Origin of the sequence: Agrobacterium sp. Azo12 (assembly GCF_029193765.2) — a bacterium.
GTDB lineage: Bacteria > Pseudomonadota > Alphaproteobacteria > Rhizobiales > Rhizobiaceae > Agrobacterium.
In genome coordinates this window covers 2,142,487-2,163,496 of record NZ_JARFYO020000001.1, presented here as the reverse complement: position 1 = coordinate 2,163,496, position 21,010 = coordinate 2,142,487, and the positions used below count along the sequence as shown (strand labels likewise).

Below are 21,010 nucleotides of genomic sequence, written 5' to 3'. Positions count from 1 at the left end.
AAAAATCGGCCAATCTACCGCGTCATGTCAAACTCCAACGGCCACTGGTTTCGTATAATTATCGATCAGTTAACCACTTGGGTATAGAAGAACCACGTGAACATTCTGCTCGAAGAACTTAACACGAATATCTCCGCCCTGACCAGCAGTCTCGCTACTGCGCCGCGTTCGCTCGCCCGTGAGTGGTTCGCCCGGCATGATTTCTTAGGGCCGGCCTCTACAAATCAGGACACTCACAATCTGCCCTTCCAGCGCTGGTATCGCTTCAAGGAGGCCTTCGCTCCGCGAGCAGTCATCGACGCCTTTAGTAAACTCGAGACGGTGCCCCGAACCTGTATAGATCCCTTCGGAGGGAGTGGCACCACGGCCCTGACCGCGCAGTTCCTGGGCATCCGCCCCACGACTGTAGAGGTTAACCCATTTTTGGCTGACCTCATAGAAGCGAAGTTGCAGTCTTACAACTCGCAGTCGCTACTTGCTTCCTATAACCAGATATTGGACGTCGTTTCCTGCAGCACCACGGAGCCTAGCACGATCCTCGCGAACGCTCCGCGGACGTTGATCGCGCCGGGCGTTAATGGAAGATGGATCTATTCGGCGGCGGTCGCTGAGAGAATCCTGGCATACCGGACAGCAATCGAAGCGTTAAACGATCCGTCGCATGCGAGACTTTTTAAGGTCTTGCTGGGTTCAACGTTGGTAGAGTTGAGTAATGTGATCATCAGCGGCAAAGGCCGTCGCTATCGCGCTGGCTGGGAGCGCAGGATCGTTCACCCGTCGCAGGTGGGGCGAGCCCTCCAGACGGCCTTCCTAAATGCACTAGAGGACGTAGTCAGGTTCGGCGACCGGCCATGTCGAGACTATTCACTCCTGCGAGGCGATGCCCGGACTGCGTTAAACGAAGTCACAGAGGTGGACTTCGCCCTTTTTTCTCCGCCGTACCCGAACTCGTTCGACTATACTGACATCTACAATCTCGAACTCTGGATGCTGGGATACTTGAAGACTGCGGATGACAATCGCCGGCTTCGCACCGCGACACTGAGATCACATGTGCAAGTCAAGCGCTCCTTCGACGCAGTAGCTAGTTCTCCCATACTCGATCGCACCATGGCGCATCTAAGCGCCCGCCGTGGCGAGATGTGGAACAAGAACATTCCTGACATGGTACGCGCCTATTTCGATGACTTAGTCGCCATACTGACCGCCTTGCATGGAAAGATTACCATAGGTGGATCGGTTATGATGGTCGTTGGCGACAGCCGCTATGCCGGAGTGTCGATCGATGTCGGAAAGATTCTCGTTGAACTCGGCGGAGAAATCGGCTTCAAACTTGCGGATTTGTCTTCTATGCGTTCGATGCGATCTAGCGCGCAGCAGGGAGGTACGTATGACCTCGATGAAACTTTGGTGCACCTGATCAAGCGCTGACTGCCTGCGCGAGTTTCTGGCAGGTTACACTGACCTAGAACTCGCACACTCACAACCTGTGTGAATCGGCTTTCAAGGGATATTTCTCCCTTCGTCCTTCTTCGGCGGAGCGCATCAGTCGCCAACGCCACAAGTGGATTTTATTGTCGGTGGCATCCTCTTGGACATGAACGAAGCAAGTCTCGTCGTCGTTAGCAACGTCGCGCATGTCATACACACACAGGGCTCGCTCAAGGCTCTGCTCTATGTTCGAATAGGCAATGGTTTGGCGGACACCTTTGGTAATTGCATCCTCGCTATTCGTTGAACTGGAATTGTCGTTTGTCGTCCGATCAGCCAATGCCTTCAACTCTAACACCCAATCGCAACGCCTCGCCGGGTGCCCCTGCACAGTGCGGTCAGCATAGTGGATGGCGATATCGAGGTAACCGTCAGCGGTCGCACTCTGAGCTTGGGGGTCGTGGTCGGGAAACACCGCTTTTAGATGCCTCAAAAGCATACCTTCAATGGATTCCTCTGGACGAGGTTGAGGAATACCCTTTGAACTCTCCTTCCAAATTCGATCAGGAGAATGCCCGGCCGAGACGGTCATTGGTGTCCTGAGGGTGTTCTCGTAGAAGTCGTCCAGTGTCCCTTTCATGGTGATTTCGTCGATCGGTTGATCACCTACATATAGGGTCACCATTGCATCTAGATCACCACAACCGTTCGGAAAGAACTGGACCTGTGGCGATCTCTCCCTGTCTCTTAGGTCGATTGTAACCGCTGGCAGGTGGCCAAGACCAGCCTCGACGATCATGGCAAGACTGCCACCGGTCTCCCATTGCAACGTCAGTGCATGTGCATTGGCCAACTGGCCATTTACCAGCCACACATGGTCGCTGATTGGGTCGTTGCCGTTGATCAGAGTGGGTCTGGATTGACCATCCCGCCCGTTCATGGCGTCGGAGACCTTTTCAGCTAGCAGGAAGACGGCGCCGGTGCCATCTTCGCCAACCGCCCATCTCCTTGCTATCAAGTCGGAGAGCTTGCGCAAGAAACGAGTGGCGCGGCCGGCGCCCGCGTCGCCAGGAACACCCTTGGCTTCAAAGATTGCTGCGATTTCCTGCTCTGGGATACCCCCTATAAAACCGTTAGGCACCGGCCCTCCGGCGCATCAGGCTCATATATAACGAAGTTTGTTCGGCCGGGGTCAGCACTACACCGTTGGGTGCGTAGGCTTGGAAGCGACGGGCAGCTTCCACCGAATGATTGGGTACGATTCTTCCGGTTGGCGATCGACCATCTAGCTCAATGAAACGCCCCACAGAATTCTCAGGTGCCGACCATGCTGCATCCGCGCGTGCTGCGTCGTCACGCCGTCCTATTGGAATCTCTGCGAAGTTATAAGCCAACTCGGCTAGGAAACCTGCTAGCTCTTGATCTTCATCTGGCATCTGATCGACGATCGCGAGCCAAGCGTGGCTGCTCGCGATATTCAGCGAGAAGGTGATGTCGAGACGCCAACGACCACCACGGTCGTCCGGCGAGAGATGACTGACTGTCACAAGGCCGCGTCCCACGAGAAAATCCAACTCTCGTTGGAGGGCTGGGTAGTGAGGACCATCTTCATCCTTCAGTACGTCCCCCAAGGGCGGTAGATTTCCCCACACTGGGGCCAGCGCATCGGCAAAAAAGGCAAACGCGTGGAAATCCTCAAGCGTCACCTCCTCCATCCCAGCATCAATTAAAGCGCCTATGAGCCGAACAACTCTGATCTGCAGCTCCGTCCTCTCGTCCTCGGTCATGGTGTAGCACCTCTGAATAGCACTTCACTTAACTTCTCGGCGTAGGCGGTTCTGAGTTTTTCCAGTGCCGCCGTTGGCGTGGCGATAGTGAGAAGATCGATTGTACGAGCTGTGCGATCCGCTTTTTTGCGATGATCGTGCAGATAAAACGGTATGAAACCGCCTTCGACGACGTTGCAGGCCACAATAATCTGGCGGGTTGGAGTTGTGTCATCTCCCGACATGGCGAACTCGGCCAACATTGTGCCTGCACGCTCCGCGAAGACTACGTCGACCGATCCCTCAGGGCCGTCGAGCACTATGCTGCACTCTTGTCCGCCGAAGCTCTCCATCACGGACATTCGGAACGCGATGTCGAGGTATTCCCTCTGCGACAACGAGGCCTGCTCGTAGGTTCGGCGTACAAATACAGCCCCGGTCGCACCGCTCGTCATGTCGACTTCGAAGGCCGGGAACTCAAATTTTTGTCCAACTTGCGCAATCTTCTCGATGCGTGGCGCATAAACTAGCTGTATGTCCTCTATGAAGAACGATGTTCCGCGTTGCAGGAACGTTGACTCGATCGATTGCCTATAGCGCGCTACGCCTTCACGCAGCTTGGCTAGGAGCACGTCAACTTCTGTTTCGGCCACCTCGCGGTCATGCTCAAACTGCTCAGCGCTGGACCGAAGGCTATCGATCTCGCTCTCTACTCGCGCTAATTGGGCCCGATCAGACGTCGGCAGTCTTGCTACGAGGTTCCGTCGGTGACGTAGCAGTAGATCAACTTCTTCTCGGCAGCGTCGCAATTTGTCGATCAAATTCTGCTCTTCGCTCGTTACCGCATCAAGTCTCAATTGGCTTTCGGCAACTTTCACTTTCAGTTCTTTCAGCTCGCGATGTGCCTCCTTTGCTTGAGCTATTAGTGCCTCTGTTGTCGTCGTCGCATCCTCGTTAGCGAGCGGTGAACCGCACAGGATACATTTTCCACGAGACAGCCGATTCTGAACCTCGGTCGACATGGCATCAAGCCCGTGCGTGTCACACACTAGGCAATGCCCTTCGTCTGCAATCTTTAGGAACAGGTAATGTACGTCATTACTAACCTTTGGCAGCGCGTGCCTAAGAGCGCGATACTTAAGGTGGGCGTATCTGGCGGCGGCGGCGTCCTCGTCCGTCGTCGCCTTCCAGACTCTCGCTCGCTCATCCGCGACATTGATGCGCTTTCCATCGAGTTCTTGGACCAATCCGATTTCGAACTGCTGTGCGGCCTCGATCCTTGGATCTACTTCGGCGATGGCCGCCAGCACGTCCTCCTCCTTCACCAGTCGGCGAACCTCCTTCTCCCTGCGGTTTCGTAGCTTGTACATCGTAGCACGAATGTTGCGTGCCGCACTGTCAGCGCTGACGATTTGGGACTCGAGTAAACGAAGTCTCCGGGCATCTTCGCTCGACAACAATAGCGAACGGAATACTTCGTACTGGGCACGCCAGTCCCAGAGCAGTCGCTCACGGTTCTCTAGAAAGAAAACTACTCTGTCGCAGAGGCGCAAGACGTCGCCAAAGGAACTTACACCGGCGAGCCGGGCAAGGTCGTCGTTGTAGGAGCCATTGTCCTTGGGTTTCAATTCTTCGCTACCGGTGGCAATGCTATGGTTTATCAGCGATAGGTCGTTGAGGCGGCGCCGGATGCGAAGGCGGCTTGTACCGAAACGAACAATCAGTTCGGCTGTTGCATCAGCACCTCGATCGTCCGCGCGTACTGCGAACATGTTCGCGTCACCACTAAACCAGTCCGCCTGCCGTTCGCCCGCGAAACCTGGTGCACGCAATCTGACTGGCCCCTCAATCATCTGTTTAAGGAGAAGTAACAATGTGCTCTTGCCGAGACCGTTCACGCCTAATACGAGATTTTCGTCGCCCTTGAACGCGAAATCGAAGCCGTTATTGCCGTCGACACCGGGATATAGGTCGTAGTTTCGTACGGAAAGGCTTTCAAAGATTGGGAAATGAGTTGTCATTTGATGGGAGTAATAATTGGTAGGCACTCCATAGATACAAGCAAGTTTGCTAACTCAAAGACTGATGATACTCAAAACATCACATCGTTCAAGCAATTTCTACCTAAGGTATAAATTCTTGATGCAAATAACGTCCATAACCTGAAACGCCGTCATGCATCGATTCCCAGTAATATATCGCGCAAGGAAAGTGGACGAAAACCGATGCGCCTATGGCTCGCAACATCAGCATGTGATCGAAGTACCCGCACGCCACGAGATAGCCGGACTTTGAGGAAAACATCTCTCTCGTGAGCCACCGTCATCCCTCCTACAACGAAACCCAAAGCAGCATCGGCTTCTGGTCGTCTCGGGCGGTGGTGGCAAGGGACTGGATTTGTAACAGCAGGTGTGCTGCGTCATCTTCCGTCATGCCGCGAGCCATTGCCTCTTCCTGCTGAGACCAGGTTCTGGCGGTGGGGCCGAGGCCATCTGCTTTGAGGTTGGCAAGGTGGTCGCGCAGGTCGTTGGGCAGCACGTAAAGCCATGGTCCGTTTGCCTCGTCCTTAAAGGAATGCGGATCAAGCTCTTCAATGGCGATGGCCAGCGCCGATTGGCCGAGCGCTTCGGCAAGGTCTGACAGCACCAGCGCGTCTAGCCCTGTGGTTTGCAGCACTTGCCAGTTTTTTGCGCCGGGCCAGTTTTTCGCGCCGGGCCAGTTGGCAATAATTGCCGGTGCATCTTGTGTTGGGGCAATCAGGATATCCGTCAGAACAGCCATTGAACCTCGCAAGCGATACCTTGCGTGTATTCATAAAGCTTGACCAGCCGGATGCCTAGCAGATACCAGCAGCTTTAAATGCAAGAAAACGGATGATCGGGTGACTGATCTGCCGCGACAATGGAGAGCTGACATGATGAAGATCATGGTATTGCTGCACAGTGCTGTTGGCACGGGTTGGCAGGCACCCCCAAAAGGTTCGAGCCTCAAGACGCTTTATGAGGCGCAAGAGCAGGGTTATGTGGAAATTCGCGGAGAGTTTCAGAAACGGCAATTCCGCTTGACCGAAATGGGTGCGGAAACTGTTGAGCGTGACCGGCGACGCCTGAAGGCGCGCGAGAGCTGAGACCACGGCCTTTGCCGCGCTTGATTATCTGCGACGGGCTTTTGTCTGTGACGTGTTTTTTGTCGCCGGCACCATGTCATGCGGCAAGTCACAGCCTGGAAATATTGAGATGAATGGTCGGCATTGGCATGTACTGCTCCATCAAGTGGCACCACGACGAAAACCAGAAGAAGAAAAACGACGCCCGCGCCGCCCAGCTGGTGGCGGCTGAACACCCGCTTGGCGCGCCGGATGCAGCGGCAGGTGTTCGCTGATAAACCCGCCATCGCTTAAGGTATTGTGAGCCAGCAAAAGAAAACCCCTGTGACGGCCCGTTTACGGCGGTCATCAGGGGTTTTAGAAAACTGCCAGCAAATCTACTGACAATAAAGGCTGATCAAGCCGAAGGCTCTATCAAGCAGACTGGCGCAGTGCAGCCGTGCTTTCAGCGCGCGCATGCGTCGCGTTCAGCTGCTTGGCCACGATATCGTGGTTCAGCCACTGCACCGGACCGGTTGGTGCGGTGGACGAGCGGAAAATCAACTGTCCGGTTGCTTCCACCACCAGCGTGCTGAGATGGTCGCTGATCAGCGCCTTGCCATCGCGGTGCATCTGCGAAATTTCGTGCGAGGTGCTGATGGTCAGATCCGCCTGCGCCTGGCTGTTTGGCATTGGCCAAGCCGAGAAATTGTAGAACGGCGTCATCACATCGCTGGCCTGCATGGTGTGAATCTTGTCCATCACGTCATCAAGCGTAACATTGTCCACCAACAGCGCCTGGCAGGTGTTCCACTGTTCGTCTGCCCATTCTGCGCCACCTTCTTTTTTCAGGGCAGACAGCAGCGGGATCAACGGCAGTTCGATGCCGGTGAACACGTCAGACGAATTTGTGCGGATTTCCGGGCAGTTATAGACAGTGGCCTTGATGCCATTGTCCCATGCCTTTTCGGCAATGCCTTCCAGCCGCATCTTGGCATAGCCCTGCGTATAGTTGGTGTAGGTCTGCCAGCGGTACTGACCATCGATCAGGATTTCAGCGCCGTGGTAACCATAGGCCGTGTAACGAACCTGGTTGCCTGCGGCTTCGACGCGCTGGCGAATGGCAGCGCTGAACTCGATCAGGTGGCCAAATGTATCGGCCGACACGGCGTCGAAGTTCTTCAGGATCAGCTTGCCGAGATCGCTCTCAAGCAGCGCCTGCGACGACATGTGGCGGGCACCGGTACCCTTGTAGATACGGTTTGCGAGAACCAGGAACACCTTGGCCTTGGGAATGCCACCGGCCATGGTGTGGGCAAAGAACACGTTCTGCCCCTGCCCGATCATGCCATCCAGCTCTGCCATGACCTTTTCCAGCGCATCGGTGAAGCGCTTGGTACCAACCTCATGACACTGCTTTACATAATCCCAGTCCAGCTTGTCCTGTTCCCAGCTGCCAATGGTCATGCCGGACAGAAGGTCTGTCGGGGTCTTGCCACCGGCGGGCGCATCGAGATCAAAACCTGCCATCAGCGGAATGTTGATAATCTTGCCGCCCAGTCTTTCTTCTGCAGCGGCCAGTTCTTCGGCATCCAGCGGGCGCAGCGAATTGTCTTCGTTGCGGCGTCCAACGGTGATGCCAACGATTTTCATGCCGGCCTTGCGGGCTTCATCAATCAATCCCGTGGCGTAACCACGTCCAAAAAGTTCTCCGAAAAGAACGAAGACGTCGCCGCTTTTAAAGAGCTTGTTGTGAGGAAGCTGGCTGGGAGAGGACGAATTTTTCATTTTTTCTAACATTCTTGATTCGAGTCTTGGCGTCAGATTGCATTTCTTGGTGACGTGATGCCCAAATTCGCGCGAATTGGAAACTCATATTGGGTTACAAAACATTTCAATGCGTGAGTGAGATGCCTCTGCGACGCAATTTTCCCCAGAAAACCGGCATTCCTGCCACCTTATATGTCCACAACAATTAACGTTGCGTGCTGGTTTGGTCAGGCGGAATGCATCACCCGGCCGCTTGCCTCAATCCTCGTTCACCCAATATGTCTGTTGAAGGCGGGTCATTCGCCGCCAGTGCCGGCCAACTGCCTTGCCTCAACTGCCCACTTCCGCAAGGGCGCGGCGCAGCGGTGTATCACACAAAGCAGCCTGTTATCCTTTGCCACCACGTCTTTCTGACTGATGGGACCGTTTTGGGTGGCGGTGATGTGACTGGCCCGTCAGAATACATGTCTGCGCTCCAGTCCGGAGCGCCATCAATGATGAAATAGATGACATCATCAGGTGTTTCCACGAACCGAGGCGCAGCTTCGAGCGACATATCACCGCCGCTTGCAAGGCGCGCTTGCGAGGCTTCGTATCCAGGTGCTGCCATGAAGCTGGTCATGCCGTTCATGATGAATTTGGCACCGTCGGGCATTTCGATAAGTGTTGGTGAATAGCCCATGCGTATTTCGTACGCACGGCTACTGGCCTCGCGAACCGCGCGCGGCAGCGCAAAGGGACTTTCTTTCACGTCGGCAATCTCGCTGCCAAGACGAAAATTAATGTGGCTGGCCACAGGCGCATCGGCCTGAACACAGAGGAAGGCCTTGTCATAGCGCTCGCCGGAATGCGTTGTGACCTGACAGGGTGTGACGCGTCTTTCGCGGCCGTTGCCATACACATCTGGTGGAGTGGGCCCTATGCTGTCCACTGTTGCCAAGTTTGCAGCCGACAGCGTGATGGCATTCTCATTCCATGCCAGCACAAGTGGCAGCCGCTCGGGTTGGACATGCGTCAGATTGCCTGGACCTGCGTCCAGATACCAGACCTCGTTGCACACGCCACAGCGAAAGAGTTGTCCACGCCGTAATGTCTGCCATTCTCTGAACGTCGCGACGTGGTTCAGCCCATCTGCTGTCCCCCGCTCAATGGCATGGTGCCAGTTGAACGACAGCAACGAATTTGCACCACAAGCCTCGCATGTAGAGGCGGCTCCGAGGCGCGATGTTCTCAATGTTGTAACTGGAGAATCCGACATGCGAAATTTGTACCACCTTCTGTCACTCGCACGACCCGAAAACATGAAGCAAGACAACAGTTTCGGATTCAGAAATTGCGCAACAACTGCCTTGCCTCAACTGCCCACTTCCGCAAGGGCGCGGCGCAGCGGTGTATCCGAAATCTGGATGACGCCCTGGAATGGAATGTCCATGTCCAGCACCAGATGAAATGCGGTGGCGATGAGGCCGGCGCCCACGATAAATGACGTGACTACCACCGTATTGGCGGGTGCCCGGTACCCGAAACTGGCAAAGATAAGGGTGAGCCATGCCGCGACCAGCGCAATCAGCGGTCTTGGAATGGCGCCTTCGGCGTTTTCAACGATGCCCCATCGTTGTTCAACCACCCGGCGATATTGCTGGCGGATGTCCAGCAGCAGGGTTTGATGGAATTGATCCTTGGGTTCGATGGAAAGCAGCGCGTCTCCAACCGCGTCAAGCGCACGGCCTGCATTGTCAGGCATGGCCATGTCGGCCCTGGCTGGGTTGTTGATCGCGTGTTGTAGATAGTCGCGGATCCTGTCTCGCGTTTCCTTGCCCGCCAACCCGTAGGTTCTTAGTGACCTATCGAGAAGAATGACGTTGGTGGAAAAGGCATGCAGGTTATCGTCAATGCTCTCATAGGTGTTTTTGGCCGAGTTGATCATCAGGCCGAACACAAGCGATGACATGACCACGAAGATGTTGGCGATGAGCCGCACGACCGCGCTGGTTTCATCATCGCGATGCCGCAGGTGCATTTTTGGAGACAGCAACATCGCGCCAATGGATGCTGTCGACAAACACCCGAAAATGATCGCGGCAATCCAGACATGGTTCATCAACGCCCCCTCAGACAATGTCGCAACCGGTGCCATACAATTATGAGCAGATTTTTGCCAACCGCCAATAGCGCTCGTTGCAATCGAACCGCAGACAAGGCTACGATTGTCGGGCAGATGCCCAGAATGGCAAATCCACGCCGTGCGGTGACACGTTCACCGTGGCAATCCAACACAGACAGAGCGGGATGCTGACAATAGAGAATGAAGATTTCCACCTGCGCAAGGCACGTCTTGCCGATGCAGACGCCGTTGCAGAGGTTGGTCGTCGCTCACGAAAACACTTTTTACCTTATCTACCAGACCTGCATACCCTAGAGGAGGACAAGGCGTTTTTCCGGGCTGTTGTTCTCAAGGACAATCATGTCTGGCTTGTTGAGGTTGAGAATGAAATCGTCGGATTTTGCGCCTTTAAAGACGGATGGGTAGAACACCTCTATTGCCTGCCCGCGCATGTCGGCAAAAAGCTGGGCTCCAGGCTTGTGACCATAGCAAAGGAAGCCCATCCACATCTGCAATTATGGACGTTTCAGAAAAATACGCGGGCGATCAGCTTCTATCTGCGGCACGGCTTTATGCAGGTTAAACAAACAGATGGCTCCGGCAATGAAGAACGAATGCCCGATATTCTGTTTGAATGGCGAAAGCCATGATGTATCACCGACCGGTGACCATGCCGTTCCACACCAGTTGTTGCGCAGAACGGGCAGCGGAGATTGCATTTGATATTGGCAATCCTCTACGATGGGGCATTGTTGTCGTCTGAGATTGAACATCACCTTGCCAGCTGTGTCTTCTTATCTTTTTGCCCCTGCGGCCATGCTTCTTGGCATCTATCTGCTGGTGCGGTGCATCATCATGCTCGGCCGGATTATCTTTCCACGCTTCCGGGTTCGGTTTGCGGCCCGTGCCGAGCCATTCCAGCTGACCATACCGAAACAAGGGCGTTACGTGATCAATGTCTTGATACCGCCTTTGACCTTTTTTGCCGGCACGTCGCATTTCTCGTCCCGGTTCAGCATTTCAACATCGCCTGAGGGAAAGCTGCTGCCTTACCGGTCCTATCGACGGGGGCTTTTTCAGGTCAAACGCACGGATATGAGCGGTAAACAGGCCATGCCGCTTGGTTCCTTTGAATGCGCAGCACCCGGTGACATCACCGTTTCCTGCGACAATCCCGAGACGATCCGCAGCAATTACCAGCTCGAAGTTTCGCGCCACATTCCGCCGCTCAGGCTCGTATCTCTTGTCGTGGCAACGATTGTCTCATCGACCATGGCAATTGGCGGTTTTGTGATGACCATCCTGTGGATGGGCGGCAAGATCTGAGCGGTATAGGGCGGGCGTTAAACGCCCTGCCCCGACCTCTCCATGAAAATTGCCAGATACTTTTGCGCGTACCGGATGTAGGCTGGCGACGTCTGACATCAGGGAGGCGATGATGCCCCGGTTTCTTGCACTCTACACCATGAAGCACGAAGACTTTGCGGCCTTCCGAAACCTGCCGCAGGCCGAACAGGATGCGATCAATGCCGAAGGCCTTAAACAATGGGGGCCGTGGGAGGAAAAAATCTCCGCCGCCATTGTCGATCGCGGTGGCATGGTCGGAAAAACCACCCGCATTGACCGTGATGGTATTGCCCCGGCCAGCAACAGCATCTGCGGTTATCTGGTTGTGGAAGCGGACACCGCGGAGGCTGCGGCGCAACTGTTCCATGACAATCCGCATCTCACCGTCTTTCCCGGTGAAGCGGTTGAGATCATGCCAATCGTCACGTGATGGTCATCTCAATCAATTGATTTAAAATCATTGTCGAGCTTTTCCACCACCTCAACCCGTACCGGGTTGCGCAGGATTTTTGCATATTTGTATTTGAAAGCGCCGCCGGAGAGATCAACGATCTGATCTGCCGTCCAGCGCGGTTCCAGCATGGTGCTGGTGTCTTCGCCGGTGTGCTTCCAGAACGGTGTCTGGATGCCCGAGGGTGCCACAACCAGCACCTTGCCAAAGCCGGGGTCACGCACCAGCGATGCCCCAAGCATGGTCAAGCCGGCCTTGGTTGCGGCGTAAGCCGGTTCCTGTGGCCGTGGGGTGTAGCCGGAACTTGAGGTAATCAACATCAGTTTCAGCGGCGTTGGTGCCAGAGGTTTCAGCCGTGCGGCCAGCATCATCGGCGCGACAAGGCCGACATTGGTCATGGTCAGCAGCGCGTCATCATCCAGCGTGTCGATGGCGCCGCGCTGCAGAAAACCGGCAGCATAAACAAGCGTGTTGATACCAGTGAAAGACGTAACCAGACGGTCGATGCCCTCGGCCAGATCAGGCGCTGATGCGGTGATCGGCAGCGGGAAAAAGCGCGCATCTGGCAGGTCAGGTTCGGTGCGGCCGGTGACGCAGACATTATGCCCTTCGCTGACATAATGCCGGGCCAGTTCCAGCCCGACGCCTGAACTGCCGCCGACAATAAGGATATTCTTTTTCATCACGTCCCCCCGGTCATTGCTCCCTTAGCAATCACACAACCGGGGGCACTATAACCGGACAAGACAAGGCTGCAACGGCTTTAAAACAGCTGCGGCCGTTGCGATGTCTCAAACGGATTTGTCGAAGGCATCCGCTTCATCTTGCGTGGCGAAGGTGAAGGTGATCAGTTCACTGTCATCGGCCTGGCGGATGCCAATGGCGGTTACAATCAATCGCGCAATCTCATCCTGCGCTTGCGTGCCGGAGCGCGTCATCGTCACCACTTTTTCGATGGCGGGCGCAAAGACCTCGCTGATAACACCAAGGCGCATATTGTGCTTCATGATGATGTCGCGGTCTTCGATAATCGCAGCCTGTTCTTCCTTGGGCAGGCCAGCATTGTCCATGGCTGAAATGGTGGCATTGGTCGCAAGTTTGATCGGACCTTCGGCAAGCCAGCGCTCAACCATCTGATGGAACTGGCGCATGCGCGCAGCGGGAATTGTTTTTTCAACCGTGAAAGACATCAACATTCCTTTGTCCGTTTTCATGCATGCCGACACGCGCCCCTGCAAGGGAAGCTGATATTGCATGCATCAAGAACCTGCGCGAGTAGTGCGTCTGGGCAGGAAAAACAAGCTGCAATGCGTGTTTGCCTGATGTCTTCAACGGCCGCTTTCTGCGCGCCTTATGGTGTGTTCGATAATGATCTGTGCCGCCTCGCGCGACGGGATGGAGGATGTATCGAGATCAATGCGGTTGGGGTGGTCGATATCCAGCAGGCGATATTCCATGCGCTTTTTGGTGGCGGCTGCGACATCGGTCATTTTAAACCGTTCGGCGCGGTCTGGTGAGGGAACACGGCTTGCGTGAACCTCATCAGAGGCCGCCAGTATCACCGGCACAAACACACTGCCGCGTTTTTGCGACAAGGCCAGCGCGCGATCGAAATATGCCCTGTCGCGCGGGTTTCCCTCAATCAGACAATTGGTCAGCACAAAGCTGGCATCGGGTGCGGTAAATTCCTCAATCGCCAGAAAAGCCTGTTCGCGGATGACGCCAATCAGGTTCCAGATACGCTCCGGTATGGTCTTGGCGCCCTCCACGCCAACCAGCGAAAAGACAACATTGTTGGCGAGATGATTGTCAAACAGCTTTGCGCCGGTTGCGGCGGTGATTTCCTTGCCGATGGTATATTTGCCAACCCCGTAGTGGCCAATCAGATAGATAATTGCGTTGTTCACGGGCGCTCCCATTGATGAAACGACATTTGAATTCCGTTATTGCCAATACGTTCCGCGTAGCCTTGAAAATAAGCGGAGAAGAATTGCTTGTCACGCGATAGTGCCGCAAGCGGATGGGGCAGCCCGCATGGCTGCTGCGACACACATCTGGCGTTTTGCCATCGTTTCCATGGTGGAATGTCGCGCAAATCAGACTAATAACAGTGCGATCCCTTACGGGATTTTGCAGCTGGAAATGAAGGTAGATGACGTGAAAATTTGGGGCCGTATCAATTCAACCAATGTCCGCAAGGTGCTTTGGACCACCGAGGAAATTGGCGTAACCTATGAACAAATCAATGCCGGTGGCGCCTATGGCGTGGTCAATGATGCCGCGTATCTGGCCATGAACCCCAATGGTCGTGTGCCGTGCCTGGAAGACGGAGATCTGGTGCTGTGGGAATCCAACGCCATTGTCCGCTATCTCGCCCGGCAATATGGCCGCGAGCCATTTGCACCCGGCGATGCCGCCAGTTGGGCTGCCGCTGACAAGTGGATGGATTGGACATCATTCAGCCTTGCCGCGCCGTTTCGCGACCTGTTCTGGAACCTGGTGCGCTACACGCCGGAACAGCGCAACGAGGAGGAGCTGAAACGCGCCCAGGAGCAATGCGCGCAGCTGCTGGCGGTGGCGGACAAGGCGCTTGGCGAGACACCTTATCTCTCCGGTGAACACCTTGGCATTGGCGATATTCCCTTGGGCTGCATGGCCTATGCCTGGTTTTCGCTGCCCATCGAGCGGCCGGACCTTAAAAATCTCGCGGCATGGTATGAGCGCCTCTGCGCACGGCCAGCCTACCAGAAGGCCGTGATGACGCCGCTGACCTGACAGTCATCGGAATAAGGTGCGGAGAGTTTGCTCCCCGCACCCTGAAAAATTCAGCCGATCTTGATGACCAATTTGCCGAAGTGGCCTGCGTCACGCAGCGCGTCATAGGCGGCTTCCGCCTCGCTGAACGGGAAGACCTGATCAACCTGCGGCTTGATGCCGGTTTTGACCAGCGCGGAAAGCATTGCAACCGAGCCGACATATATGCCCTGCAAGGTGATGCGTTTTGACAGGATGACGGCCGTATCAATGTGGCCGTCAAAGCCGGTCAGAACGCCCATGAGCGAAATGCGACCGTCAAAACGGGTGGCGGCAAGGGTTTTGTTCAGTGTCGCCGGGCCACCCACGTCCACCGCCAGATCTGCGCCGATGCCATCGGTCAGTTTCAAGACCTCGTTCTGCCACTCTGGTGTGGTGCGATAATTGATGACCGCGTCGGCACCCAGCGCACGGGCACGCGCCAGCTTTTCATCGGAACTGGAGGTGATGATGACGCGGGCACCGGCCTGTTTGGCCAGTTGCAGCGCAAAGATCGAAACGCCACCGGTGCCAAGCAACAGCACCGTTTCACCCGGCTGGATTGGCCGGCGTTCAAACAGCGCGGCAAATGCGGTAACGCCAGCGCAGGGCAGCGTCGATGCTTCTTCAAATGTCATGGTGTCGGGAATGCGCACAATACTGTCGGCCGGCACCACGATCTGTTCCGTCAGCACGCCATTCATGCTTTGGCCGCCAAGGCTGGTTGCCTGTTTGGCCGGGGTGATCGGGCCATCCACCCAACCGGTCATGAAACCAATCACCACACGGTCACCGACCTTCCAGCCCTCAACGCCCTCACCCACGGCGGAAATAACGCCGGCGCCGTCCGACAGCGGCACATTGTCCTTGGCGTTTTTGGCAACGATCAGGTCACGGTAGTTGAGCGACGCAGCGCGCAGATCAACGGCGACCTCGCCTCTGACAGGCTGGCGTTGTGCGCCCGAGGTCAGCTTGAGGCGTGGGGTTTCGTTTCCGGTCAATATGTAGTGTTGCATGTGAGGTATCTCCTTTTCAGGACCTCAACATAGGCATATAGATCCTATCCATGAAGTACGTACAAATTGAGCATGTAGTATCATGAATGATAGTACCCCCCTGAAAAGAACACGTCGCCGGGCCGATCGCACCGGCTGCGCTGTCGAGGCCACGCTGTCTGTCATCGGCGGCATCTGGAAACCGGTGATCCTGTTTCACCTGCTGGAGGGCAAGCTGCGCTTCAACGCGCTATGCCGGCTTGTGTCCGCGGCCACACCGCGCATGTTGACGCTGCAGTTGCGAGAGCTGGAAGCCGACGGCGTGATCAAACGCACGGTCTTTCCCGAAGTGCCGCCAAAGGTGGAATATGAGCTGACGCCGCTTGGCGTGTCGCTTGCGCCCATTCTGATCACCATGCGGGACTGGGGCAAAAAGCTTCAGGAGAGTGAAGGTGACGAGCGGGCCAACACGCCTGCGTGTGTCTGAACCAGGGCACAGGAGCGGCATCCGTCACGCTGATGGCCGCTCTTGTCTTGTTCTAACGAGGGGCGATCAGCCCTGCCCGTCCCGGTTTGCCTGATCGAGCTGCAAGGTCAGCGCCAGAATGGTTTCGCAGGTGGGTGTTGGCACACCGGCCAGCTTGCCCAGCGTCACCACCATGCCGGTCAGCGGCATGATTTCCAGCTGTTTTCCGGCCAGACAATCCTGCAACATCGATGTGCGCACCGGGTCATAACCGCCGGGTCGGTCAACCAGTTCATCAAGGCTTTTTTCAAACGTCGCGCCAAATGCTTCACCAACTTTTTTGGTTTCGCCCATGACGTTGCGCACCTGCGCTGCGGTGTGTGGGTTGGCCATGATGGCGTCCATGCGCGAGCGGGTCAAAGCGCTGATCGGGTTAAAGGCGGCGTTGTTGGTCAGCTTCAGCCAGATCTCATCGCGAATTCGTGGCGTCGGCAAAATGTTGAGACCGGCCGATGTCAGCAAGGCCGAGATATCATTCAGATCAGCAGACATGTCACCGGATGGTTCACCGAGGAAAAACCGTCCATTGCCGGACAGCCGCGTGGTGCCGGGCTCAATGACTTCCGCACCTTGATAGGCCACGCAACCGATGACCCGCTGCGGGCCAACAAGGCTCCACAACTGTCCGTCCGGGTCCAGTTCCGGCAGTTGCCGTTCTGCAAAGCGGCTGTGCTCATCGCCATGGAAATACCACCATGGAATGCCGTTCAGAATGTTGATGACGCGGGTCTTTTCATGCAGCAGCGCTGCAATGCCCTTGGCGGCATCCGCCAGTTGATGGCCCTTGAGGCCGGTGATGACAAGGTCCTGCGGCGGCAATTCAAAGGGATCATCCGTGGCATCAACCCGTGCCGTGACTGTCTCAACGCCAGCCTTTTCAATCGTCAGGCCGTTGTTTTTTATGGCAGCAAGCTGCGCGCCACGGGCAATGACCGTAACCTTGACCTGATCACCGATTGTGTTGGCAATGGTTGCGGCAAACGCGCCACCCAGCGCGCCTGCACCGTAAACGCAGATGTTTCGAATTGTCATCAGGGGCCTCATCTTGGGGGTACATGCGGGGCATAGGTAGCAGCAATCTCACCCCATGTCCGTGTTGTTTTTCATGTCAGACAGAGCGGCGAAAAGCACTGATTGCGGCTTTCCTAAAACCCTGTATTCATGACGCCAACAGCAAGGGGGCAATGAATGTCGCCTCCGCCTGCTGATATCCAGGACATACAGGGCAAGACCGCTTCAGATGAGCAACCACCAACGCAACTATATTCTGTTTCTGATTGCCGGTTCCGGTCTGGTGGCGGTGGCGCGTGCCATGACGCTGTCGTTTCTCGCCATCAAGCTGCAACAATCCTTTGGGCTTGGCCCGGCCGTTATCGGTGCCATTCTGGGGGCTGGTCCGCTGGTTGGCGCATTGACGGCACCCTTTGCCGGGGCAATGTCCGACAAGGTCGGGCGCAAGACCATCATGACCATTACCCTCATTTCAATGGCGCTGGCGCTGGTGGGCATGGGCACGGCGGAAACGGTGCTGGCCTTTTGTGTGGCGCAGATTGGCGGCGCTGTTGCGGTTGCGGTTTATGAGCCGATTTCCCGCGCCATGATGAGTGATGCCTGCCCCGAGCCACAACGGCTGAAATATTTCTCCTGGCGGTACACGGCCGCCAATGTTGGCTGGGCGGTTGGCCCGCTGATCGGCATTGCTGCCGGTGCAGCCTCGACATTTCTGTTCGTGATTGCCGGGGCAATGTATGCGCTGTTTGCACTGGCGCTGCACCTCTACAAGACACCTGTCATGACGACGTCAAGGACCGATCAGCAGACCTCATCGCTCTCGCTGTTCGAGACGGTAAAAACCGCGGCGCGCGATCCACGACTGGCATTTTTTATTGGTGGCGGCACGTTGCTGATTGCCGTTTACGGGCAGTTTTCGGCAACGCTTGCGCCCTATCTTGCGGCGAATTTTGAAGGCGGGGTCGAGATCTTTGCCTATATGCTGTCCATCAATGGCGTTGTGGTGCTTGTTGGTAATCCCTTTGCCCGCCGGTTTATTGAACGCACCGGCGCGCTTCGTGCACTCGTCATCGGCTGCATGTTCTTTTGCGCCGGTGAAATCGGCTATCTGCTATCGGGTGAATTCTGGGCCTTTGCCATTTCAATCGTCATCTTCACGATTGGCGAAATTCTGGTGGTGCCATCGGAATACATGCTGGTGGACGGCATTTCCAACGACCGCAACAGAGGCAGTTACTTCGGCGCGCATTCCTTTTCCACTGTCGGCAATTTTGTCGGGCCAACACTGGGCGGTGCGCTTCTAGGCATGCTGGGTGGCCCGGCCATGTTCCTGCTGTTTGCCGGCATGGCCGTTGCAAGCGCCCTTCTGTTTACAATAGGCACAAAAATGCCGCCGCCGGCTATTCGCTCCAAGGCGCTGGCGCCGACATCACCCGCTCTGCTGCAGGACCCGAAGTTCAGAACGTCACTTTCCAGCCGGAGCGTATCCACACGGTTGGGTCATCGCCCTGCGTGGTGACATTGACGTTGAGAGAGGCCGTGCCACCGGCCACATCCATTTCTGCGCCCAAACCACCACGCAGCCAGAACTGGTTGGTGTTCTGGCCAGCGAAATTGAAGCCGGACAGGCCGGTGATGATGCCGCTGGTTGCAGCAGTTTCATCTTCAAACCGGTAGGCCGCTTCGGCCCGCACCAGCAAGCGAATGTTGTTGTCCAACCTGTGCACGCCATCCACACCGGCACGAACAACGGTGCTATGGTCTTTCACCGCATCAAAACTGGCCGGGAAGCCACCGCCGGTCTCACTGTAGGCTTCAAGCTTTGAATGGGCGTAAGTCAGGCTGGCATAGGGCGTCAGGTTCCAGTCGTTGAGGGTCGCAGCATTCAACCAGTCCAGGCGCAGTTTGGCAGCCCATGTATCAAGGTCGGCTTCACCCATGGAATAATCCATGACCCCGCCATTGAGATAACCGCGGGTGACGGTCAATTTGCCCGGCGCGTAATAGCCGCCAATGGTGGCGTAGAGATTGCCAGCAACCGGCAGCGTGACCTCCGGCGCGAGATAAAAACCCTTGTTGATGAAGTTGCCACCGGCATCGATGTCCTGATCGGTGTAAAGACCGCCAAAGGCAAACCGTGCCGTGCCGCCGCCTTCAAGGCCAAGGCCGTAACCGAAATCAGCCACGCCAAATGCGCCATCACTGGCGGAGCCATTGTCATAACCGATATCCGATGTGACCCAGAGGGATTGCTGGCCTGCCTGCAGCAGGTTGCGCATCGGTTCGCCATGTGCGCCGTTTAGAATGGTACCGGCATAGTTGAGGCCGACATTGGCGGAGGGTTTGTTGGCCAGCGAGGCGTAAAACTCGTTGACGTCAATGATGCCGGAGCCGACTGAGGATACGCGGGCGATGAAGGCAGAATTGTTTTGCGTGACCCCAACCACAACATTGCCATCGGCGCTTACCCCCTCAGCAACTAATGTGAAATCAGAGGCAACTGGGACGCCGGCGGCTCGCAACCAGTCTTCAATAGAGATCAGTCCAGTATCTTCAGTCCAACGAAAAGCACGAGTGCCAACGTTGCTTATTGCTGCTTCACCGACGACCACCGATCCGTCCGCGTTAACAGCAAAAGCTCTTGACGCTAGACCCGGATTCAACGGGTTAAGATCAACCATCATGTTTGAAGCTTGTGTCCAGCGGTAGGCACGTTCTATCGAGTTGATGCCAACCGACCATCCCACCACAACAGAACCGTCGGCGTTTACGCCTCTTGCATATGACAGCTGGTCACCAACTAGCGTGCCAAGGCTCGCCATTGTACCCGAAATCGAATCCCAACGGAAAGCGCGATCATTATTGCTTGCGTTACCGTCAGCGGCGTCACCCACGATGACTGAGCCGTCAGCACTTACTGCGTGAGCAACAGACGACGATCCGTTGTTCAGCACACCAAGGTCGGACATGGTGCCCGTCGCTTCCGTCCAACGGAAGGCGTGTTGCCGACCGGAGGTGCTGTTGAGCGAATAGCCGACCACCACTGATCCATCGCCATTTACGCCATAGGCAATTGACAAGATGCTTCCCGGTAGCGCGCCAAGGTTGACCATCGTATTGGTGGCCTTGGTCCACCGAAAAGCCTGTGGAATACCACCAGCATTACTGTCGTTAGAAAAGCCGACCACGACCTGACCATCACCACTCACGCCATATGCGCTGGAAAACGATCCGCCATTTAAAGTGCCGAGGTTTTGCAGCGTACCAGCGTTAAGATCCCAGCGCGTGGCAAAGAAACCTCCGCCCGAAAGGTTTGCATTTCCAACCACAACTGATCCGTCGGAACTGATCGAGAATGCCCCGGAACCGTTGCCTCCCAGCGTGGGGAGGATGTCGTAACCATTTCCGTCTGCAGCGTACGCGATATCAATTGAGAAAAGAGCAGTGCCTGTGAAGAGAAATGCCGTAACGAGATGCTTCACCATTTCAAAGTTCCCAATGCCAAGGATGGTTACGTCAGTTCAACCTGCAACAAATCTCGAAATTTCCTGCTTTCGCATGTAGAAATTCACTATTCTTCACGCGACCAATCAGTAGAAACGGAGATGTTTACTTCCGTCGCGCTGAATTGGTAGCACCACATAGATATCTGACTAATATTCATTATACAAAATACGCTTTTGAAAAATTCCAGTAAGTATCATTCATGCAACATTGCGTTGTGTTGCGCT

Annotated in this window: 22 protein-coding genes; 9 read left to right on the top strand and 13 right to left on the bottom strand. The window is 55.7% G+C overall.

Translation table 11 applies throughout. From position 1 onward, the window contains the following. The first annotated feature begins 96 nt into the window (after positions 1-96). Positions 97-1,431: a hypothetical protein gene (locus tag PYL13_RS10230; protein ID WP_275641233.1), complete on the top strand. Its 1,335-nt coding sequence runs from the start codon at positions 97-99 to the stop codon at positions 1,429-1,431. Between the two features lie 49 nt (positions 1,432-1,480). Here the strand turns inward: PYL13_RS10230 and PYL13_RS10225 are convergent, their stop codons facing one another. The 4 genes from PYL13_RS10225 to PYL13_RS10210 all read right to left on the bottom strand — a co-directional run bounded on the left by PYL13_RS10225 (position 1,481) and on the right by PYL13_RS10210 (position 5,978). Continuing rightward, complete coding sequence (locus PYL13_RS10225; RefSeq protein ID WP_275641232.1) at positions 1,481-2,572, bottom strand: hypothetical protein; 1,092 nt, start codon at positions 2,570-2,572, stop codon at positions 1,481-1,483. Beyond that, positions 2,565-3,218, bottom strand: coding sequence for a hypothetical protein (locus tag PYL13_RS10220; protein WP_275641231.1), 654 nt, complete (start codon positions 3,216-3,218; stop codon positions 2,565-2,567). Before PYL13_RS10220 ends, PYL13_RS10225 begins: the two co-directional genes overlap by 8 nt. Beyond that, positions 3,215-5,245, bottom strand: coding sequence for a hypothetical protein (locus PYL13_RS10215; protein WP_303299028.1), 2,031 nt, complete (start codon positions 5,243-5,245; stop codon positions 3,215-3,217). The genes PYL13_RS10220 and PYL13_RS10215 overlap by 4 nt, the downstream gene beginning before the upstream one ends. Before the next feature lie 283 nt (positions 5,246-5,528). Further along, a complete protein-coding gene (locus PYL13_RS10210; RefSeq protein WP_275641229.1) occupies positions 5,529-5,978 on the bottom strand; it encodes a hypothetical protein in 450 nt (149 codons plus the stop codon). Positions 5,979-6,123: 145 nt separating this feature from the next. Here PYL13_RS10210 and PYL13_RS10205 point away from each other — a divergent pair, with 145 nt between their 5' ends. Together PYL13_RS10205 and PYL13_RS10200 are read left to right on the top strand one after the other, a co-directional pair. Beyond that, positions 6,124-6,324, top strand: a complete 201-nt coding sequence (locus PYL13_RS10205) for a hypothetical protein (protein WP_192491211.1) — start codon at positions 6,124-6,126, stop codon at positions 6,322-6,324. Between the two features lie 113 nt (positions 6,325-6,437). After that, positions 6,438-6,578, top strand: coding sequence for a hypothetical protein (locus tag PYL13_RS10200; protein WP_275641228.1), 141 nt, complete (start codon positions 6,438-6,440; stop codon positions 6,576-6,578). A 139-nt stretch (positions 6,579-6,717) separates the two neighbouring features. On the opposite strand, the gene PYL13_RS10195 is transcribed toward PYL13_RS10200, so the two are convergent. The 3 genes from PYL13_RS10195 to PYL13_RS10185 form a co-directional block, all read right to left on the bottom strand. After that, positions 6,718-8,070 carry an enoyl ACP reductase FabMG family protein gene (locus PYL13_RS10195; protein WP_275641227.1) on the bottom strand — a complete coding sequence of 451 codons (1,353 nt, stop codon included), beginning with the start codon at positions 8,068-8,070 and terminating at the stop codon, positions 6,718-6,720. A gap of 352 nt (positions 8,071-8,422) precedes the next feature. Further along, positions 8,423-9,310, bottom strand: a complete 888-nt coding sequence (locus PYL13_RS10190) for a hypothetical protein (protein WP_275641226.1) — start codon at positions 9,308-9,310, stop codon at positions 8,423-8,425. Between the two features lie 96 nt (positions 9,311-9,406). Beyond that, positions 9,407-10,153 (bottom strand): bestrophin-like domain, encoded by a 747-nt coding sequence (locus PYL13_RS10185; protein WP_275641225.1) that lies wholly within the window; start codon positions 10,151-10,153, stop codon positions 9,407-9,409. 161 nt (positions 10,154-10,314) lie between these two features. Here PYL13_RS10185 and PYL13_RS10180 point away from each other — a divergent pair, with 161 nt between their 5' ends. The 3 genes from PYL13_RS10180 to PYL13_RS10170 all read left to right on the top strand — a co-directional run bounded on the left by PYL13_RS10180 (position 10,315) and on the right by PYL13_RS10170 (position 11,933). Beyond that, on the top strand, positions 10,315-10,806 hold the full coding sequence (locus tag PYL13_RS10180) for a GNAT family N-acetyltransferase (protein ID WP_275641224.1): 492 nt from the start codon (positions 10,315-10,317) through the stop codon (positions 10,804-10,806). Positions 10,807-10,933: 127 nt separating this feature from the next. Next, positions 10,934-11,482, top strand: coding sequence for a hypothetical protein (locus PYL13_RS10175; protein WP_275641223.1), 549 nt, complete (start codon positions 10,934-10,936; stop codon positions 11,480-11,482). A gap of 112 nt (positions 11,483-11,594) precedes the next feature. Beyond that, positions 11,595-11,933: a hypothetical protein gene (locus PYL13_RS10170; RefSeq protein ID WP_275641222.1), complete on the top strand. Its 339-nt coding sequence runs from the start codon at positions 11,595-11,597 to the stop codon at positions 11,931-11,933. An 8-nt stretch (positions 11,934-11,941) separates the two neighbouring features. Here PYL13_RS10170 and PYL13_RS10165 read toward each other — a convergent pair whose 3' ends face one another. From PYL13_RS10165 to PYL13_RS10155, 3 genes are all read right to left on the bottom strand, one after another. Then, positions 11,942-12,637, bottom strand: coding sequence for an SDR family NAD(P)-dependent oxidoreductase (locus tag PYL13_RS10165; protein ID WP_275641221.1), 696 nt, complete (start codon positions 12,635-12,637; stop codon positions 11,942-11,944). A 108-nt stretch (positions 12,638-12,745) separates the two neighbouring features. Beyond that, entirely contained in the window at positions 12,746-13,144 is a 399-nt protein-coding gene (locus tag PYL13_RS10160; protein ID WP_192491175.1) for a hypothetical protein, read from the bottom strand. Between the two features lie 138 nt (positions 13,145-13,282). Continuing rightward, positions 13,283-13,861 carry a hypothetical protein gene (locus PYL13_RS10155; protein ID WP_275641220.1) on the bottom strand — a complete coding sequence of 193 codons (579 nt, stop codon included), beginning with the start codon at positions 13,859-13,861 and terminating at the stop codon, positions 13,283-13,285. 235 nt (positions 13,862-14,096) lie between these two features. Between PYL13_RS10155 and PYL13_RS10150 the strand changes: the two genes are divergently transcribed. Next, positions 14,097-14,729, top strand: coding sequence for a glutathione S-transferase family protein (locus tag PYL13_RS10150; protein ID WP_275641406.1), 633 nt, complete (start codon positions 14,097-14,099; stop codon positions 14,727-14,729). Between the two features lie 50 nt (positions 14,730-14,779). Here PYL13_RS10150 and PYL13_RS10145 read toward each other — a convergent pair whose 3' ends face one another. Then, positions 14,780-15,763, bottom strand: coding sequence for a zinc-dependent alcohol dehydrogenase family protein (locus tag PYL13_RS10145; protein WP_275641219.1), 984 nt, complete (start codon positions 15,761-15,763; stop codon positions 14,780-14,782). A gap of 82 nt (positions 15,764-15,845) precedes the next feature. Between PYL13_RS10145 and PYL13_RS10140 the strand changes: the two genes are divergently transcribed. Beyond that, complete coding sequence (locus tag PYL13_RS10140; RefSeq protein ID WP_192491178.1) at positions 15,846-16,229, top strand: winged helix-turn-helix transcriptional regulator; 384 nt, start codon at positions 15,846-15,848, stop codon at positions 16,227-16,229. Positions 16,230-16,295: 66 nt separating this feature from the next. Here PYL13_RS10140 and PYL13_RS10135 read toward each other — a convergent pair whose 3' ends face one another. Next, entirely contained in the window at positions 16,296-17,300 is a 1,005-nt protein-coding gene (locus PYL13_RS10135) for a ketopantoate reductase family protein (RefSeq protein ID WP_275641218.1), read from the bottom strand. Between the two features lie 208 nt (positions 17,301-17,508). Between PYL13_RS10135 and PYL13_RS10130 the strand changes: the two genes are divergently transcribed. Further along, positions 17,509-18,798, top strand: coding sequence for an MFS transporter (locus PYL13_RS10130; protein ID WP_275641217.1), 1,290 nt, complete (start codon positions 17,509-17,511; stop codon positions 18,796-18,798). Here PYL13_RS10130 and PYL13_RS10125 read toward each other — a convergent pair. Then, complete coding sequence (locus PYL13_RS10125; protein WP_275641216.1) at positions 18,737-20,764, bottom strand: autotransporter domain-containing protein; 2,028 nt, start codon at positions 20,762-20,764, stop codon at positions 18,737-18,739. The two genes, PYL13_RS10130 and PYL13_RS10125, sit on opposite strands and share 62 nt — an antisense overlap. Positions 20,765-21,010: the final 246 nt, after the last annotated feature.

Bases quoted from the DNA above. Each gene is read 5' to 3' on its own strand.
- PYL13_RS10220 (WP_275641231.1), bottom strand. From the start codon at position 3,218: ATGACCGAGGACGAGAGGACGGAGCTGCAGATCAGAGTTGTTCGGCTC.
- PYL13_RS10210 (WP_275641229.1), bottom strand. From the start codon at position 5,978: ATGGCTGTTCTGACGGATATCCTGATTGCCCCAACACAAGATGCACCG.
- PYL13_RS10205 (WP_192491211.1), top strand. From the start codon at position 6,124: ATGGTATTGCTGCACAGTGCTGTTGGCACGGGTTGGCAGGCACCCCCA.
- PYL13_RS10200 (WP_275641228.1), top strand. From the start codon at position 6,438: ATGGTCGGCATTGGCATGTACTGCTCCATCAAGTGGCACCACGACGAA.
- PYL13_RS10195 (WP_275641227.1), bottom strand. From the start codon at position 8,070: ATGAAAAATTCGTCCTCTCCCAGCCAGCTTCCTCACAACAAGCTCTTT.
- PYL13_RS10190 (WP_275641226.1), bottom strand. From the start codon at position 9,310: ATGTCGGATTCTCCAGTTACAACATTGAGAACATCGCGCCTCGGAGCC.
- PYL13_RS10185 (WP_275641225.1), bottom strand. From the start codon at position 10,153: ATGAACCATGTCTGGATTGCCGCGATCATTTTCGGGTGTTTGTCGACA.
- PYL13_RS10170 (WP_275641222.1), top strand. From the start codon at position 11,595: ATGCCCCGGTTTCTTGCACTCTACACCATGAAGCACGAAGACTTTGCG.
- PYL13_RS10165 (WP_275641221.1), bottom strand. From the start codon at position 12,637: ATGAAAAAGAATATCCTTATTGTCGGCGGCAGTTCAGGCGTCGGGCTG.
- PYL13_RS10160 (WP_192491175.1), bottom strand. From the start codon at position 13,144: ATGTCTTTCACGGTTGAAAAAACAATTCCCGCTGCGCGCATGCGCCAG.
- PYL13_RS10150 (WP_275641406.1), top strand. From the start codon at position 14,097: ATGAAGGTAGATGACGTGAAAATTTGGGGCCGTATCAATTCAACCAAT.
- PYL13_RS10145 (WP_275641219.1), bottom strand. From the start codon at position 15,763: ATGCAACACTACATATTGACCGGAAACGAAACCCCACGCCTCAAGCTG.
- PYL13_RS10140 (WP_192491178.1), top strand. From the start codon at position 15,846: ATGAATGATAGTACCCCCCTGAAAAGAACACGTCGCCGGGCCGATCGC.
- PYL13_RS10135 (WP_275641218.1), bottom strand. From the start codon at position 17,300: ATGACAATTCGAAACATCTGCGTTTACGGTGCAGGCGCGCTGGGTGGC.
- PYL13_RS10130 (WP_275641217.1), top strand. From the start codon at position 17,509: ATGAGCAACCACCAACGCAACTATATTCTGTTTCTGATTGCCGGTTCC.
- PYL13_RS10125 (WP_275641216.1), bottom strand. From the start codon at position 20,764: ATGGTGAAGCATCTCGTTACGGCATTTCTCTTCACAGGCACTGCTCTT.